The following is a 14,654-nucleotide window of genomic DNA, read 5'->3' as shown; positions in this document are numbered from 1 at the left end:
AACTTGAGGGCGAATTCGTTCCAGAACCGGACCGTCTGCTCCCGGCCCCGATTAGGATTTTAGCATCGCCGGCAAAACTACGTTTTGCTTCGGCCCGTTGGGGCTCTTTCCGAATGAATGCCCACGCAATGTGCAAAATCATCTACCAATTCAACGAGTAGAGTAAAACGAGACATTGCACCGTTATGTAGCAATGTGCGATAAATAGCTAAAACACCAGCAAAAACAACCAACCGACCGTCGCACAATGTGCGGCCTTTTATCTTGCCGTCGCATCTGTTGCGCTTTCCGAGACTTGCTAAACGTCGTCTATTCTCTCCTAATACACGATAATACACCATTCTATTCTCGATTCTACGATTCCGTATTCTGGCGTCGAGTCCCAATGGGCCGTGCAGCCTTCTGCGCTCTTCGAGCGCGTAGCAGCGCTGCTTGTTTGCAGCACGGGAACCGTCGTGGCGCGCTTTTCCATCGGAGTGACAGAGCATCGTCACAGGCAATCCGGCGCGGTCCGGCCGTCTCGCGATCGGCGCGGCCGCAGGCAATGTATGGCCCGCCCCGTCCCCAAGCGGAACGTTTTGAGAGGCACGTCCGGTCTGCACCAATGTATCCGGCCTCGGCGTCTGGACGCCCTACCAAGATGGAGATTCGCGCGTCCGGCTCCTAGCAAGATACTCGGCCTCGAAAGGGCCGCTGCCTGCTGACAGGTTTGCCGAACGCCGATCAAGCGTTGGGCCATCTCTGTGTACATCCTCCCGCAGACTTCATGCAGCCAAGCAGTAGTCGGGACGCTCCCGCGCGGCCCAACTTGTTATCCCTCGGAGACCATCACGGCTTCGTAAGGGCGCTGTTTCGACATCACGGCCCAGGCGATCCGGGCGAGCTTGTTGGCAAGCGCAACGACCACCACGTTACGCTTGGCGCGCTGCAGCAGCGCTTGCAACCAGGCGCCGAGCTGGGTGTCCATTCGCGCCAGATATGGCAATGCCGCTCGCGCGCCATGGATCAACAGAACGCGCATGTAGGTGCTCCCGCGCTTGCTGATCCCCGTCAACCGCGGCTTGCCGCCGGTCGTGATCTGGCGTGGGACAAGCCCGAGCCACGCAGCGAAGTCACGCCCCTTCGCGAACGCCGACACGCGCCGACCGCTGCCGCCAGCGCTGTTGCGTTGAGCGCGCCAATGCCCGGGACACTGCGCAACAGACGAGCCCGTTCATCGCTCTTCGCGAGCGATTCGAGCTCTTGATCGAGCTGCTTGATCCGATGATCAAGCGCGCGCAGTTCGTCGACCATGTCATCAACGAGTTGCCGCATCCTGGCGGTTAGGAACGTGTTGTCCGGTAGGTTCTCGCGCAGCCACAGGTTCAGCTTTGGGCGCCCCTTGGCAATGACGATGCCGCGGTCGAACATACACCGCTCAGTTGATTGATCAGTGCCGTCCGGGTGCCGACCAGCCGCTCGCGGGCACGGTGCAGAGTCTGCACATCGAGTTGTTCCTCGGCCTTGATTGGGACGAAGCGCATCGTCGGCCGTGTCGCCGCTTCGGCGATTGCTTCGGCATCCCGGTCATCGTTCTTGTGCGACTTGACGTAGGGTTTGACATACTCGGGCGGCATCAGCCGAACCTCGTGTCCGCCCATGACGAACTGACGAGCGAGGTGATGAGCACCGCAGCACGCCTCCATGGCGACGATGCAGCGCGGCTGCTTTTCGACGAATGCGGCAACAGTCGAACGGCGCATCCGGCGCATCATTGCCTGGGCCGTCATCTGGCTCGCCGTGTCGGGGGCAGCCGTCGGCGCCTATGAACTGATCAAGCATCAGGGCACCGGCGAGGTTCGCGCCCAATCGAGAAGGAGAACCAGCATGCAATCCAAAAGGGCATTGATCCCGCATGTCTTTTTGTCGACTGCATTGATGCTGGCGGCGTGTACGACTTCCGGCGCCAGCGATGCGCCAGCCCTACGCTCGGCGATCCGTAACAGCCTCACCGGCGCGCAGGGCAAGACGCTAGCCGATCAGAACAGAATCGACAGGACGATGGCGCCTGGTTGCGCCGTGAAGCTCCGCACGCGGAGGAATGCGACCGGCACACCAAGGACAGCGCCGCGCGACGCGCTGAACTGAAATCCTAGCAGCACGTTGAAAGGCATCGGGGCAAAATGGCGGACGAACATATGGACACCAGCGATCTTCGGGCACGCGTGGTCGCGCTCGAAAACTGGCGCGTTCAATGCGACATCGAAGCGCCCGCGACGACGAACGTTGGCACATGGATGACAAGATCGATGGTGTCGGCAAGAAGGTCGACGAGATATCGAGCGACCTGTCACGGATCATGTGGCTGATCCTGTCGGGCATCATCCTTGCGATCATCGCCTTTCTGGCGAGAGGCGGATTCTCCCCTTAAGCCTGGTTGCCAGATTGCATGCCGCCTAGCCCACTGGCTTCGGCCGGCGAGCTTTTTGTTGCGCGGTGCCTCAAGAAGCTGGGAGGTCACGCCAGCTTGGCTGCGCTTCACTTTGCGCACTACAAATTTGTCGGCATTCATGCTTCTCTAGGCAGTTGATTGGGTTCAGGAATGCCAAATGTGGGCAACTGCCGAAAAATTTTATTTTAGGGCTCTCTTCCATTTCACACGAATTTTCGGGATCCTGGTTCGCGCTGTCGCGGTCCTGATCGGCTTTTGGGCATTAACTAGTCTTATGCGATTGACACACTTCGGCTACCCTGACTTTACTATAGTCCTTTTATGCGTATTCTACGCAGCCGGTCATTACATTTCAAAATTTGGCCGCTTTCTGCTTCGTTCCCTGCAGTGACCTGAATTTCAACCGAAGCTTCTGCCCCTTGACATCCAGCAGGAGCACGATCAGCTTCATCGGGTTTAAGGGATTCATCCACCCAAGGGGGAATTATCTAATGAAGAAGATTTACGAAAGCCCGTCCTCCGGAAGCGCGAGCGCCTGGGCACGGTCACTGCCCAGGTCGTAGTAATCTCCGGGTCGATTGGGCCAGCCTGATCTAGCGTTTTCAGAAACTCAAAAGCCCGCTGGCTCCGGCCGGCGGGCTTTTTGCTGCGCGGCTGCTAGATGGAGATCAGCACTTTTCCGGTGCCCTTGCACTCGGGACAAGAATGCCCGTCAGGAAATTGGTGCGGTTCCGGATGGAATTGCGTCCAATCCCCCGTTCCGCCGCATTCGAAGCATGTCACTTGGCCGGCGCCACAGCCGAGGTCGACTGGCTCGACCTCGACCTCCGTTTCGCGCGAGAAGCCGAGATATGCGATCATCTTCTCAGGGGCGCGCCTCAACGCTGCCGAGGGATGTAACGGGCCTCTTCCGATGGCACTTTTGCGGCGAACTGAAGTGTGAACAGGAGGCGGTTCTCATCGTCGGTCACATTCATAATCCAAGGCGTCATGTGCTCCCAGAAGGATTGCTTGGCATCGTTTATCATCTCGCCAGCGGCGCGCACGGCTTCCATTCGAGTTGCTAATGGAGGTGCATCTGTCTGATTTTCAAGGGTTGGCCAGATCCTGGGCGCTGGTGTTTGAACGCGCCGGTTTGCGGCGAATGGGCCGGCTGCCGCAAAGCTCCAATGCGCGCCGAAAAACGATCGCGCTGACGTCGCACTTGTGTTTCGACGGCCCGTTCGAATTGATCACAATCTTCGCCTGCTCAAGCGTCAGGCCGTGCTTTTCTGCCAGCTCAGCAGGGTTATAAGCGTCTTCCCTTACCGGCGCCGTTGCGCTCCTACCTTGCATGACACCCTCCACTTGGATCCGGGCTGAACGTTGCCGGGCGTAAGAGGTTGCAGGTGTCACGAGTTGGAACCTCCCCCGAGCCGAAGCATTCCTTCATCCATGTTCAGTGACAAAGAAACCCTTATCGTCGAGGCGTGCCTCATGGCGGCGGTCCCTGTTTCGGTGGGATTGGTGGTGCTGTCGGCCGTCCTGTTTCACTGATGAGCACGCGCGGGATCAACTTCGTTGACAATTGGATGGCGGAGAACCTGCCCGAGAAGATGACTGACAACCCCATCGTGGTAAGCGACCTGGCTGACGAACTGATGAAAGCGGCGGAACGCGAAGGTATCCCAGCGAACGAGATCAATGAGGAAATCGACAGCGTGTTTGAACTGATCTTTGATGCGATGGAGCACCGCAGCGGCAGCATGGCATTTTGGACCCCTGTGCATTCTCAACTTGCGGTCGGTCCTTTTGAGGGTGTTAGCCGCTGGACTGGAAAAGGGTTGCAGGAAAGCCCGTCGCTTACGCTCATTAGCTGCGACGGGCTTTTCTTTGCCCCCTGCTGGAGTAAAAATGCACGGGCGAGATTCCCCTTGCTGGGTAGTCCGGCCCGCCGAAATCCTGCGTCACCTAGATTGAGGGGAAGCCGGGCTATTCAGCCTGGCGCACTGGCGCGTTCTAGAAGGGCTGCCAATGTGCTATGATTCGCGTCATGGGGAAGAAGGCAAAGCAGAAGGCCAAGCAGGCCGTTACAGTCCCGATGGAAGGCGAGCTTGAAACGGAAGCCGCGTACTACGCGCGCAAGTGCGGCATTACGATAGAAGAGGCCGCCAAGATCATTCGAGAAGCGAATGGGGCAGCCGCTGGGGTGAATGTGCATATATCGAGCCGGCTGCAACCCAGCGGATAAACTTCGGCATTAGTCTCAGTTTGAATTTAAAAGCCGCTGCCAGTGAGCGACGTGCTCCGCCTGCGCCTCTAGGAACTCCCGTAACAACTTCCTCGCTTCGTCCGTCGGGTGACCGTCTCTCGCCAGCCTGTCAATCAGGGCTCGCTGCCGAGTGATCAGCGCCTCCCCTTGGCAGACGTGGCGCTCTGCCATTTGGAGTGGGGTTTCGCGGGGTGGCATGGCCTACTTCCGGATGATCCACTCAAGCATCGTTGGATGGACTTCTTTCCGTCCCGTGTATGTCTGGATTAGCTGAGTAGCTAACTCCCGCCACTGACTCTCCGTTGCTTTGTTTTCGCGGACTTCGCTTAGGAAGGTGGATCGTATGATCTCGACCTCGATCGCAGACAGGTGTGAGTTCGCCATCGCTTTTCCCTCTAGCGGGGGGCGAAACATTCCCGCATAGGCGAACATATCCCGACGCGATGCGCTGCGCGAGTCTGTCTTTGGTAGCGCCGCCCCCTTCGTTCAGGAAGCTACTACCAAGGCCGCGTCCGGCCGGCTCGGATCATCGCGCGGGCGATTGTCAGTTCCGCTTCGACTTTGGCGTTTTCCTTTTGCGTCATGTTGTCGGCGGCGATCAGACGCCGCAACGCCCGTTTGGCTTCCGCGCGCGTCCAGCCGGCCTCGAGCACGCAGTCGATGATCGCCTGGAAACCTGGCTCCATGGCTTCCTGGCAGTCAATCTCGCGGTCCGCATAGGCAGCGGCTCGTCTGGGTGGGGTGATCACAGGAACTTCTCTCCCTCGCTGCGGTGCTCATAACAGAACCAATGGGACAGCTGCCTTGGGCGGGCGAACCCCCAACAAGCGTCCTTCCCGCAACCGGCATGCTCGCAGGCATGCCCGAGCGGGCCGCGTTCACGGGTCTGCACCTGTTCGCCTGGGCGGCTAGGCTCATCGCTCATTCACGGGATCTTCCTCGAAATATTCCATGATGATGATGTACCCGGCTTCGACCCTCATGCGGGGGTCATAGTCGGCCTGGTAATCGAATACATCATGCTCTGGCTGCCAAATGACGTTTAACACCCGGCCGCCGTTATCGGCTGCCTCGTTGAGCTTCATATGCAGCACCGTTGGACTGTTCGGGCACGTCTCCACAGCATAGCGCAGCGGCATGCGACATCTCCTCCCAAACGGAAAAGATTCCTGAAACCGTCTTGACGGTCAAGGAGTTTGTTCCTTTTCTGTTCTCATGACTCAAGAGAAGGTCGATACGCTGGGCAAAGCGACCCGGCACAATTTGCTCCTAAAGGTGGAGTGCACCTGCGGCAATGTTCGCTACTGCCGGTCGGCTGACCTGATGATGGTGTACGGCGGCAGCGCCGATCCTTTAAAGCTGAAGTTCGACTGCAGCCGCTGCAAACCCGAGATCAAGCTGACACACCTCGAGCTGCATCCCGAGCATCGGCCGAGAAAGCTTGTTGTCCACAAGCCGATGAAGATCGACGGGAAGATCGTGTGGCACACTGAACGGTTCCGGCCATGAAGGAACGGTTCGAAGTCGAGGCGACCGAAGGCGGCTACCGGGTAATCGATCCAGCCGGCATGATAGTCGCCACCGTCCAGAGAAGGCATCAGGCATTCGAATTCGTGCGGGACTGGGATGGCCGGGTCCACCTGCAATGGGCAAGAACCGTCATAGCCAATCAGACGGTGCCCTGCGATTTCTCGCCCGAGCATAGCGGTTTCGGAGCCGGCGCATCATGACGATGTCAGCGGCCATGACCGTGGCCGCTGGGCCTCAAGCCCTGCCTTCTGATCGGTGGTGGAAGTGCGTGCGTATCCCACGAGGGTGCCGGTTGGCGTTTCGGAGTCTCCATTGGATGGCCGCATGAGAACCGTTGTGTGAGACTGATAGAGGGTTTGTCGAGAGACTACTCATGTGAGACCGTTTATGTCGTCCTTCCAGGGACTCACACGAGCTTGCCCTAGCGAGACCCCAGTCAGGGGAAGGCCCGAGATTGGTTGAGTTTCGTAGCCAGGCTTCAGCCTCAAACGACGCGGCCTTCGCTTGGTGGGCTTCGACCTGCTGCTTCGGTGCGGGCTCTTTTCGCGGACGCCAAGGCGCTACGCAGAGGCTCAACAAACTTTGCGGGGGGATTGGGAGGAAATTCGTACGCCGCTCCTTGAGTATGGGGTCTGAAGTTTGTGATCCAGAATTCTTGCTCGGAAATCGGCCAAACCGCGCCCAAGCTAATCTTCCCCTGGGTCGCCGACCTCGAAGGGGTCTTCGCTCGGCGTGGCTTGTTATTTTGACGTGGCGTGGACCCAAATCAAAAAAAGAGGGGCGAGAAACGGAGCCGGAGGACCTAGCGATTAGGGGAGAGATATCTGGCCAGTGCTTTTGGAGGAAAAGAGCCTGATCTCTCACAAATGCTGGGTGAGGCACGTTGAACATGCGTCGTTGCCCGCCGCGTTTGCTGGCACTGTAGGTCGCAGTCTCACCAACACTGCCACGTAGGATGCCGTAATTTGCGCCGAGTGAGTTGAATCCTGCCCAGAGATTACGTGATGTGAAGACAGATGGAAGGTTCTCGGGAAAAAGCCCCTTTGACAAAAATAGTTCGGGATTTGGCTCAGACAAAAAAAGTCCCTCCACTTGGCGCTGTGGATGCGCCGGAGCGGATACCAGTAGCGACATCAAACTCGGTAAGCAAGTTAGTGCCTCAAGACTTAAAAGATGACGTGCCTGGGGCCTCAATGTCCAATCAGGAAACCCCAAACGCTCTGATCGCTTCGGCAACTTTGCTACTTCCACACGCACCCGCTTGTGATCTCCTGGTGTGCGTAGCCGAGCCGGTTGGGTTCGGGCGCCTTGAATGTTTTAGCGGCCCAAATTTGCACCCGATTCCGGTTTGTTCACGGGTTCGGCCAATGGGGTTGGCCATTTGTTCCGCTTTGTTCGCAATTTGGTTCCATCGGCGAATTTGTGGATCGCGAAGAATCGGCTACAAGATGTTGTGCTCGAATCGAGCCGAGGGCCGTGGCCCGAGTGACGCGTAAGACACGGCGAAGCCCAGGCAGGTGGCCTAGATGTCCGCAGCAGCCAAACGCGTATTCACACTCCGGCCTTACCATCTAGTGCCGGATTTCTTAAAGCATGTCTCCGAAACGGGTAAGCCACACACTTGGCCACATAACTCGCACGAAGGCCCAGCTCCTGATGGCGTCGTGGTCCTGAAGTTGAACGTCTCCATACCAAAGCACCTTGTGTCGCTCAACGGCCGGGCACCTTGCCCGATCTGCTCACCCGACCATCCCAAGTATGAGACGGGCCACCTCCTCTGGTCTGAAGCAACCGGAAAATTGCATGCGGTTGGGCATTGCTGTGGTCATCACTACTTCACGGATGGGCTTTATGCTGAGAGCATTGCCGCCGCAGAGAAAAGGGCGAAGCGCATAGTAGACGAGGCGGCCATCGAGGCCAATTGGAGGGTTCCGGCTCATCTCGTCACTTTAGCGAACACCATCCGTGGGCGGGTGCGGGCTTTCGATGGGATGGTGAGATTTATTAGGAAAGGCCTCTCCCCTGAGCTTGCCCGAATAATCTATCGAAACGCGGCGGAAGGCGGAGGGATACTCTCCGTATTGGAATACGTCGCCGTAAACGATGATGCAGAGGGCAGCCTGAAGGCGGTGTCCAGGCCATTCAACGCAACGCCCTTGCTTGGCTATGAGATACTTAGAGGCGGGAAACGCTCGGTATCCGCAGAAGGGCGTCTGCACCAAGCGACCATCTCGTTCGAGCAATTGGGTTGGCAAAGCGAGGACGATGCGATCGGATGGCTGGCAATCCAACCGGATAAAGACCTCCAACAGCTTGCCAGATGGATAAAGGATGCCTCGGCAGCTTTCGATGGCCTGCGGCGTGACCTTCTTGGTATTCAAAGGTTTCTAGAGACCGACAACCTCAACCTTCTCAACGAGTGGCTGAAAGAAGTGGGCCGCTCAGACGTTCGGCTCGTACGGGATCGCTCTCACCTCACCATCTGGCGATCTGGGAGGAGCCGAGCAGTCATTCCGCCTGTGTTAGACGACGAGGTTTTTGCGTCAAACTATGTTTCGTAGGCTGCGTCACGGCTCTGTGTTACGAAGTCTCGACCTTGCGTCATTTTTCCGTTTAAGAATCAGTCTGGAATCGGTTACCGAGCGCAATCCTCTTCAAAGCACCGGGCAAATTCTTCTCGACCTAAATGAGTTGAAGGTGAACGTCGAAGCGATGTGACGGCTGCCTTCGCCAAGTGTCTTCTGTCCAAATCGCGCAGAGCGCCGCTCTCTTCCCGCTTGGCGGCGTCGATTGCTCGACGCGTCGCATGTGGACCAAGCCATGAGCGAATTGTTGGGTCCTTTGAGGTCATATTGCCTAAGGCGCTGAATATGATGTTGCTGATGGCTTGTTGTTGCGCACGAAGGTGGTCTTCAAGCAGCTTGTGCCGCGAAATGTAACCGGCGTTCACGCCGGGGATGGCGTGGTTCATCAGCAGACGTGCGTCGAACTCTGAGACGCCCGCCGGGGCCGCAAGCGTTCTAAACGTCTGGCGTAACTCATTGCCCCACTTAGCAAGAACCGTTCGATCCTCCTTTTGTTCGGCCAGATGGCCGCTGGCGCTCTCCGCCGTGAAGAGCCAATTCTTGGCTTGAAAGGGATAGAAATGGTGGGCAAAGCGGATTGCGCGCAGAAGGCAGAGGATCATCTGGCGCGACAACGGAATGTCGAAGGCACGGTCCGCACCCCCCTTGGGCCGCGGGATATGCAGCGTGCGGCGTCGCAGATCCAGATGCTGTGGCTGCGCCTCCATGAGCGCCGCTGGACGGCATCCGGAAAGCAGAGAGAAAAGGTGGAATTCTCGCCGAATAGGGTTTTGCAACGCGGCGACTTGATGGAACCAATGGGACAGATCTTCGAGCCCCATTGCTGTGTTACGCCGTTTTTCTGAATTCCAATCTACCACACTTGCCGGGTTATCGGCCGGGAGATAGCGGTGGGCCCGGCGCGCATGATTGTAGACTGCACGCAAGGTCCGCATGCTGCCGTTCCCGATGTAGGGGCCGTGCTCCTTGGTGATCTCGTCATGTCTGGTGATGACTTTGGCCGGGTCCTCGGCGAGATCCTTTAGGGGTGTATCCCGCCAATCCTTGAAGAGTCGTTCAACGTGGTCGCGGTAGCCCTCGATCGTACCGCCGCTTCGGCCCTTCCGAATCAGGTGTGCGTCGCGATAACGCTGCCATGCTTCGCTCAAGGTGATACCTTTAGGTGCTGCATCCGTCCGTTGATCCACCAGTACCGCCATATTGTCCCGCGAGACACTCGCACTTCCTGGCTGGTCGGTCGGCAGGTCAGGTTTTGGGTTCGGGTGTTCCCCCTTGGAAATCTGTGCGAGGTATGCCTTTGCTATTGCGCGAGCTTCGCGAGTAGACATTGTCTCCCCGTCGCCGATCCGTACTGAGATTGATGCAACGCGCTTGCCGTCCTTCCGCAGGTCTCCTTGAACAGCGAATGTCTTGCTTCGCCTACCGACGATGACGTGGAAGCCTTTAAGCTGGGTGTCACGGGCGCGGTACTGCCCCGAACTAGGCGCCTTAAGGTCGCTAACCGCCTTGTCGTTGATGAGGATACGAATGTCGGCCATAGCGCAATTCCTGCAAGTCTAGTGGTTACTGGCCAGAAAATTCAGCCGGTTTTTCGGCCGGTTTTAGACTCTCATAGGACCACGTTGTATGTCCACGCCAGAGTGCGCTGCTGTGCACAAATAATTGGAGCGAACGGCGCAATGCAACCGTGGAGTAATTCTGGATAGTCTCTGCGAGCTACAAAAATAAACTACGAATCTGGGGGTCAGGAGTTCGAATCTCTTCGGGCGCGCCAATTCAATCCAACGACTAGCCAAATAGCACCGTTAGCGCGGAAGCGCCGCACGACCTTGTCTGACTGTCGCCGCGCGGACTCCAGCAGAACAGGTTCCCCACCGAGCGAGGCGAATCTCCCGCTCGGTCAGCTTGGGGGCCTCCGGGGTGTTCGGCAACATGCATACGCCGTTCTGCAGGTAGGCGGCACCAAGCCTTTCAAGCAACGCCATAGAGAAACCCGTCCACGGTCCGGCTCGGGCGGCACCTTGTAGTCAGTGAAAGCCGCTTTTCGGTAGCCATTGGCATCTTCCTGTCGTAACGACGGTTACAGACTAATCTTTACGATGGATGCAAAGTGATGGAGATGATGGACAGCCATCTCCGGCGCGCCGTGCTGATCGTGGCGCTCCTCAATCTTGCGTATTTCGGAGTCGAGTTCGCAGTTGCGCTGTCGATCGGTTCCGTCTCGCTGTTCGCCGACAGCATCGACTTCCTTGAGGACACGTCGGTCAACCTCCTGATCTTCCTCGGCATGGCCTGGAGCCTCAGGTCCCGCGCGCGCCTTGGCATGGGTCTGGCCATCGTGCTGATGATACCCGCGCTGGCGACGCTCTGGGCGATCTGGCTCAAATTCTCGCATCCCGTTCCGCCCGAGCCCGTGCCCCTCTCGCTTGCCGGCTCGGGCGCTCTTATCGTCAATCTGGCATGCGCGTTCATTCTTGTCCGTTTCCGCCATCACAAGGGGAGTCTCACCAAGGCGGCGTTCCTTTCCGCCCGCAACGACGCGGTCGCCAATGTTGCTATCATCATCACCGGGTTTGTTACGGCGTGGACGGGCTCCGTCTGGCCCGACGCGATCGTCGGGCTCGCGATCGGCGTCATGAACGCGGATGCCGCCCGCGAGGTCTGGGAGGCTGCGCGCGAGGAACACGCGGCGGAGGCCTAGCGATGGCTGAGCAGATTCTGCAACTCGCATCAGGGCGACGCGTGGGAGTTTTCGAGACAGGGAAGTCCAACGGTTCAGGCGTGTTCTACATGCGTGGGTTTCCCTCGAGTCGCCTGGAGGCGAAGCTGATCGAGGATCAGGCCGCCGAAGCAGGCGTGCGGCTCATCGCGCTCGACCGGCCCGGCATCGGCAAGTCCTCGCCTGTGCACCGCTTCGGGATCATGCAATGGCCGGCAGCGGTCGACGAGGTTGCCGATACGATGGCGATCCGGCGTTATTCGGTTCTTGGGTTTTCCGCCGGCGCGGCATTTGCACTCGCTTGCGCCGCAGCGACACCCGACCAGGTGGCCGGCTGTGTGCTGATCTCGCCGGTGGCGCCGGCGGCCGTTCTTGCAACTGCCAGTACCGGCATCACCCGGCTCGCATGGCAGATCCTTCAGATCACGCCTGATGCTCTCTTGCGCCCACTTCTTTCGTTCAGCCTGCGTGGCATCGTTCATGCGCGTCCCGACCAACTGGCGGACATGCTCGCCCACAATGCCGAGCGACTTGGCGTCGGCGACCGCGCTGTGCTGCAGGATGAGGCTGTGCGCCGGGCCTTTGCCGCTGCCGTCGCCGAAGGCTACGTTCAGGGGCCACGCACCAACCAGGACCAGGCCATCGCCCTGGCGCGTCCGTGGGGCTTTGACCTGGACCAAATCGACCTTCCCGTCCGCATTTATCACGGCGCGCACGACCAGATTATGCCCGCCAAGGCCGCGCGGGCTCTTGCCGCAGGCCTACGCCACGGAACATTGTTCATGCAGCCCGAAGGACACATATCCACGCTCGTCCGCTGTGCTGCACCTGCGTTGGAGAGCCTGAGAGCTGCACTACGATGACCGCTCGTGGCGGCGCAAAGCGGACCTTCGTTGCGCCGCGCCAGCCCCTCGGCACGACAAGCCGCAGACTATCTTTCCCCATCCGGCGGCACGGTCGATCCCTCGCTGGCCAGATTCTCGACATTGAGGGGACTGTTGACGATCTTCAACGAGCCATCGGCGTTGCGCGGCCATTCCTTCTCGGGCCTATCCCAGTAGAGCTCGACGCCGTTATCGTCCGGATCGCGGAAATAGATCGCCTCCGTGCCACCGTGGTCGCTGGCGCCGATGAGTTGCACGCCCGCGGCGCGAAGGCGGCGGAGCGCGCGGCCGAGCGCGGCTCGCGTCGGATAGACAAAGGCAATGTGATGGAGGCCGGTCGATCCTTCGGGCGGCGGCGAACCGCCCCGGCTTTCCCAAGTGTTGATCGCGAGGTGATGGTGGTAGCCGCCGGCCGCGAGGAACGCGGCTTCGTCTTCAAGCAGCCCTTGCAGGCCAAAGCCAAGCACACCGCAATAGAAAGCGAGCGATCGCTCAAGATCGGCGACCTTCAGATGAACATGCCCGACGCGGACGCGCGGGTCGATCGGTTCGCTGTCGGCATTGATCGGCGGTCTCATTGTTCAGCTCCCTGGCGCTGTCTTCCGATATCGAAAGCAGATTGCGGAAACTGTTTCGCCACAAGACGGCACAATCTGGAATCATCATCCATGATTCTGCATAATAGCTGGCATGCGCGTCGACGAGATCAGCGTCTTTGTCCAGGTGCTGGAGGCAGGCAGTTTTGCCGCGGCTGCCCGCAGGCTTCGCATGCCCGCCAGCACCGTGAGCGCGAAGGTGGCGGCGCTGGAACAGCGCCTCGGTACCGGCCTGATCCAGCGCACGACCCGTAAGCTCCGCGTCACGCCCGCGGGCCAGGCCTATTTTGAACGGTGCCGCGCCGGGCTTCATGAGATCGAGGCAGCCGAGGCCGCGGTTATGTCGGGGGCAAGAAGCCTGAACGGCCTGCTTCGGCTCACGGCGGCCGTCGACATCGCGCAAAGCCTGCTGCCGCCCATCATCGGCGCGTTTCGCGAAACGTTCCCGATGGTGAAAATCGAGCTGATCGTCACGGACCGGATCGTCGACATGATCGCGGAGGGCGTCGACCTCGCCATCCGCGTCGGCCCGCTGCGCGATTCGAGTCTGGTGACCAGGTCTTTCGTCACGGGGCCGTCGGGATTGTTCGCAAGCCAGCACTATCTCGACCGACGCGGCGTCCCCGTTCAAGTTGAGGATCTCAAGCACCACGACCTGATTGGATTCGGCAAGCCTTGGGCCCACCCGCTGCCGCTTCTGATGGGCAGCCGGAAGATCGGCGTTGATCTATCGGGCGACCTGACCTGCGATGACCTGCTGACGGTCAGAACCTTTGTCGCCATGGGACTCGGCATCGGATTCCTGCCGGCTTTTTTCGCGGACCAGCAACGGCTAGTGCGCGTGTTGCCGGCCCTGCGGTCGCCCTTGACCGGACTCTATTTCGCCTACCCCGCCCAGAAGTTTGTTCCGGCGCGCGTCAAGAAGTTCATCACCTTCGCGGCAGCCAGCGTGAAGCGCCTGCACCTGCATCCGTGATCTTGACGTCGTTCGGGCTCGGCGCGCCTATGTCGGGTAAGCCAGCGCCAGGATTCTGGGCGAGATGGTGAAGCGCACGGTCAACCGATTGCCGGATGAAGTGACTGCCTCGCCGGAGGTGAGATCGACGGCGATGTCCTCAAAGCCCAGCACCCGGCCGTCGAGCGGAAACGAGGCCTTGTAGACCGCCTCCTTGATCGCAAACAGAATGCGGCTGCCTATACCGGAATCAAGATTGCCCAGGCGGTCTTGCGGCGTTGCCACCATGTCTCGGAGGTCGTGCGGCAGGGGCAGGGCAGGCTCGATGTCGACGCCCACGCTTCTCATCGCCTCGGATCGCGCGGCGACCGCCACGGCAAGTTCGTCGTCATGCGCGATTGAACCGACGATATCTGCAGGCCAGATCGGGTTTCCCAATTGGCCCCGCAAGACGGCGAGATCCGCGCAGCTCAGGCGCCGCAGCAATTCATGCGCGACCTGACGGCCTGCCCCAGTGGCGGCGCGCGCCCTCTGTTCGCGCGTGGCGATGGAAGCGCCTTCCACCGGCATGAGGTATTGTTCGTCGCCGGCACGAACAAGACGGCAGCCGGTGACGAGGCCGGGCGGCGCGAGGCCGGCCAGCGCCTGCTCGACGGCGCTCTCGATGTCCGATTGCGCGTCGTCCGGCCGTGTGCACACTTTG

17 protein-coding genes and 1 pseudogene are annotated in these 14,654 nt (G+C 59.4%); 10 read left to right on the top strand and 8 right to left on the bottom strand.

What is annotated here, in order from left to right; genetic code table 11:
* Nucleotides 1-811: 811 nt before the first annotated feature.
* A pseudogene (locus FJ419_RS31075) lies at nucleotides 812-1,754 on the bottom strand (IS110 family transposase); the annotation flags it as partial.
* Between the two features lie 112 nt (nucleotides 1,755-1,866).
* On the opposite strand from FJ419_RS31075, the gene FJ419_RS30650 reads away from it, so the two are divergent.
* Nucleotides 1,867-2,127: a hypothetical protein gene (locus FJ419_RS30650; RefSeq protein ID WP_181170565.1), complete on the top strand. Its 261-nt coding sequence runs from the start codon at nucleotides 1,867-1,869 to the stop codon at nucleotides 2,125-2,127.
* Nucleotides 2,128-2,272: 145 nt separating this feature from the next.
* On the top strand, nucleotides 2,273-2,410 hold the full coding sequence (locus FJ419_RS30645) for a hypothetical protein (protein WP_181170564.1): 138 nt from the start codon (nucleotides 2,273-2,275) through the stop codon (nucleotides 2,408-2,410).
* Between the two features lie 899 nt (nucleotides 2,411-3,309).
* Here FJ419_RS30645 and FJ419_RS30640 read toward each other — a convergent pair.
* Both FJ419_RS30640 and FJ419_RS00505 read right to left on the bottom strand, forming a co-directional pair.
* Nucleotides 3,310-3,486: a hypothetical protein gene (locus FJ419_RS30640; protein WP_181170563.1), complete on the bottom strand. Its 177-nt coding sequence runs from the start codon at nucleotides 3,484-3,486 to the stop codon at nucleotides 3,310-3,312.
* 34 nt (nucleotides 3,487-3,520) lie between these two features.
* Nucleotides 3,521-3,766: a hypothetical protein gene (locus FJ419_RS00505; RefSeq protein WP_140686789.1), complete on the bottom strand. Its 246-nt coding sequence runs from the start codon at nucleotides 3,764-3,766 to the stop codon at nucleotides 3,521-3,523.
* A 200-nt stretch (nucleotides 3,767-3,966) separates the two neighbouring features.
* Between FJ419_RS00505 and FJ419_RS00500 the strand changes: the two genes are divergently transcribed.
* Together FJ419_RS00500 and FJ419_RS00495 are read left to right on the top strand one after the other, a co-directional pair.
* Entirely contained in the window at nucleotides 3,967-4,455 is a 489-nt protein-coding gene (locus FJ419_RS00500; protein WP_140686788.1) for a DUF768 domain-containing protein, read from the top strand.
* Between the two features lie 8 nt (nucleotides 4,456-4,463).
* The gene (locus FJ419_RS00495) at nucleotides 4,464-4,661 is read left to right on the top strand and encodes a hypothetical protein (protein WP_246679093.1); all 198 of its coding nucleotides are present in this window, start codon (nucleotides 4,464-4,466) and stop codon (nucleotides 4,659-4,661) included.
* Nucleotides 4,662-5,179: 518 nt separating this feature from the next.
* Here the strand turns inward: FJ419_RS00495 and FJ419_RS00485 are convergent.
* Both FJ419_RS00485 and FJ419_RS00475 read right to left on the bottom strand, forming a co-directional pair.
* Nucleotides 5,180-5,431 (bottom strand): hypothetical protein, encoded by a 252-nt coding sequence (locus tag FJ419_RS00485; protein WP_140686785.1) that lies wholly within the window; start codon nucleotides 5,429-5,431, stop codon nucleotides 5,180-5,182.
* 165 nt (nucleotides 5,432-5,596) lie between these two features.
* A complete protein-coding gene (locus tag FJ419_RS00475; RefSeq protein ID WP_140686783.1) occupies nucleotides 5,597-5,821 on the bottom strand; it encodes a hypothetical protein in 225 nt (74 codons plus the stop codon).
* Between the two features lie 76 nt (nucleotides 5,822-5,897).
* Here FJ419_RS00475 and FJ419_RS00470 point away from each other — a divergent pair, with 76 nt between their 5' ends.
* From FJ419_RS00470 to FJ419_RS00455, 3 genes are all read left to right on the top strand, one after another.
* Nucleotides 5,898-6,191, top strand: coding sequence for a hypothetical protein (locus tag FJ419_RS00470; RefSeq protein WP_140686782.1), 294 nt, complete (start codon nucleotides 5,898-5,900; stop codon nucleotides 6,189-6,191).
* Complete coding sequence (locus tag FJ419_RS00465; protein ID WP_140686781.1) at nucleotides 6,188-6,412, top strand: hypothetical protein; 225 nt, start codon at nucleotides 6,188-6,190, stop codon at nucleotides 6,410-6,412. The genes FJ419_RS00470 and FJ419_RS00465 overlap by 4 nt, the downstream gene beginning before the upstream one ends.
* A gap of 1,326 nt (nucleotides 6,413-7,738) precedes the next feature.
* Nucleotides 7,739-8,773, top strand: coding sequence for a hypothetical protein (locus tag FJ419_RS00455; RefSeq protein ID WP_140686780.1), 1,035 nt, complete (start codon nucleotides 7,739-7,741; stop codon nucleotides 8,771-8,773).
* A gap of 74 nt (nucleotides 8,774-8,847) precedes the next feature.
* Here the strand turns inward: FJ419_RS00455 and FJ419_RS00450 are convergent, their stop codons facing one another.
* Nucleotides 8,848-10,335 carry an integrase arm-type DNA-binding domain-containing protein gene (locus FJ419_RS00450; RefSeq protein ID WP_140686779.1) on the bottom strand — a complete coding sequence of 496 codons (1,488 nt, stop codon included), beginning with the start codon at nucleotides 10,333-10,335 and terminating at the stop codon, nucleotides 8,848-8,850.
* Nucleotides 10,336-10,916: 581 nt separating this feature from the next.
* Between FJ419_RS00450 and FJ419_RS00445 the strand changes: the two genes are divergently transcribed.
* Together FJ419_RS00445 and FJ419_RS00440 are read left to right on the top strand one after the other, a co-directional pair.
* A complete protein-coding gene (locus FJ419_RS00445; RefSeq protein WP_140542951.1) occupies nucleotides 10,917-11,498 on the top strand; it encodes a cation transporter in 582 nt (193 codons plus the stop codon).
* 2 nt (nucleotides 11,499-11,500) lie between these two features.
* Nucleotides 11,501-12,379: an alpha/beta hydrolase gene (locus tag FJ419_RS00440; protein ID WP_140686778.1), complete on the top strand. Its 879-nt coding sequence runs from the start codon at nucleotides 11,501-11,503 to the stop codon at nucleotides 12,377-12,379.
* Nucleotides 12,380-12,447: 68 nt separating this feature from the next.
* Here FJ419_RS00440 and FJ419_RS00435 read toward each other — a convergent pair whose 3' ends face one another.
* Entirely contained in the window at nucleotides 12,448-12,978 is a 531-nt protein-coding gene (locus FJ419_RS00435; RefSeq protein ID WP_140686777.1) for a VOC family protein, read from the bottom strand.
* A gap of 112 nt (nucleotides 12,979-13,090) precedes the next feature.
* Between FJ419_RS00435 and FJ419_RS00430 the strand changes: the two genes are divergently transcribed.
* Nucleotides 13,091-13,972: a LysR family transcriptional regulator gene (locus FJ419_RS00430; protein ID WP_140686776.1), complete on the top strand. Its 882-nt coding sequence runs from the start codon at nucleotides 13,091-13,093 to the stop codon at nucleotides 13,970-13,972.
* A 27-nt stretch (nucleotides 13,973-13,999) separates the two neighbouring features.
* Here FJ419_RS00430 and FJ419_RS00425 read toward each other — a convergent pair whose 3' ends face one another.
* Complete coding sequence (locus tag FJ419_RS00425; protein ID WP_140686775.1) at nucleotides 14,000-14,650, bottom strand: 4'-phosphopantetheinyl transferase superfamily protein; 651 nt, start codon at nucleotides 14,648-14,650, stop codon at nucleotides 14,000-14,002.
* Between the last annotated feature and the right edge of the window lie 4 nt (nucleotides 14,651-14,654).

Origin of the sequence: Mesorhizobium sp. B2-6-2, assembly GCF_006440615.1 — a bacterium.
Classification (GTDB): domain Bacteria; phylum Pseudomonadota; class Alphaproteobacteria; order Rhizobiales; family Rhizobiaceae; genus Mesorhizobium.
Note: the sequence above shows the minus strand (reverse complement) of the source record. Positions and strands in the feature narration are given on the sequence as shown.

Coding starts and splice junctions, on each gene's coding strand:
- FJ419_RS30650 (WP_181170565.1), top strand. CDS start 1,867: ATGCAATCCAAAAGGGCATTGATCCCGCATGTCTTTTTGTCGACTGCA.
- FJ419_RS30645 (WP_181170564.1), top strand. CDS start 2,273: ATGGATGACAAGATCGATGGTGTCGGCAAGAAGGTCGACGAGATATCG.
- FJ419_RS30640 (WP_181170563.1), bottom strand. CDS start 3,486: ATGGAAGCCGTGCGCGCCGCTGGCGAGATGATAAACGATGCCAAGCAA.
- FJ419_RS00505 (WP_140686789.1), bottom strand. CDS start 3,766: ATGCAAGGTAGGAGCGCAACGGCGCCGGTAAGGGAAGACGCTTATAAC.
- FJ419_RS00500 (WP_140686788.1), top strand. CDS start 3,967: ATGAGCACGCGCGGGATCAACTTCGTTGACAATTGGATGGCGGAGAAC.
- FJ419_RS00495 (WP_246679093.1), top strand. CDS start 4,464: ATGGGGAAGAAGGCAAAGCAGAAGGCCAAGCAGGCCGTTACAGTCCCG.
- FJ419_RS00475 (WP_140686783.1), bottom strand. CDS start 5,821: ATGCCGCTGCGCTATGCTGTGGAGACGTGCCCGAACAGTCCAACGGTG.
- FJ419_RS00470 (WP_140686782.1), top strand. CDS start 5,898: ATGACTCAAGAGAAGGTCGATACGCTGGGCAAAGCGACCCGGCACAAT.
- FJ419_RS00465 (WP_140686781.1), top strand. CDS start 6,188: ATGAAGGAACGGTTCGAAGTCGAGGCGACCGAAGGCGGCTACCGGGTA.
- FJ419_RS00455 (WP_140686780.1), top strand. CDS start 7,739: ATGTCCGCAGCAGCCAAACGCGTATTCACACTCCGGCCTTACCATCTA.
- FJ419_RS00450 (WP_140686779.1), bottom strand. CDS start 10,335: ATGGCCGACATTCGTATCCTCATCAACGACAAGGCGGTTAGCGACCTT.
- FJ419_RS00445 (WP_140542951.1), top strand. CDS start 10,917: ATGATGGACAGCCATCTCCGGCGCGCCGTGCTGATCGTGGCGCTCCTC.
- FJ419_RS00440 (WP_140686778.1), top strand. CDS start 11,501: ATGGCTGAGCAGATTCTGCAACTCGCATCAGGGCGACGCGTGGGAGTT.
- FJ419_RS00435 (WP_140686777.1), bottom strand. CDS start 12,978: ATGAGACCGCCGATCAATGCCGACAGCGAACCGATCGACCCGCGCGTC.
- FJ419_RS00430 (WP_140686776.1), top strand. CDS start 13,091: ATGCGCGTCGACGAGATCAGCGTCTTTGTCCAGGTGCTGGAGGCAGGC.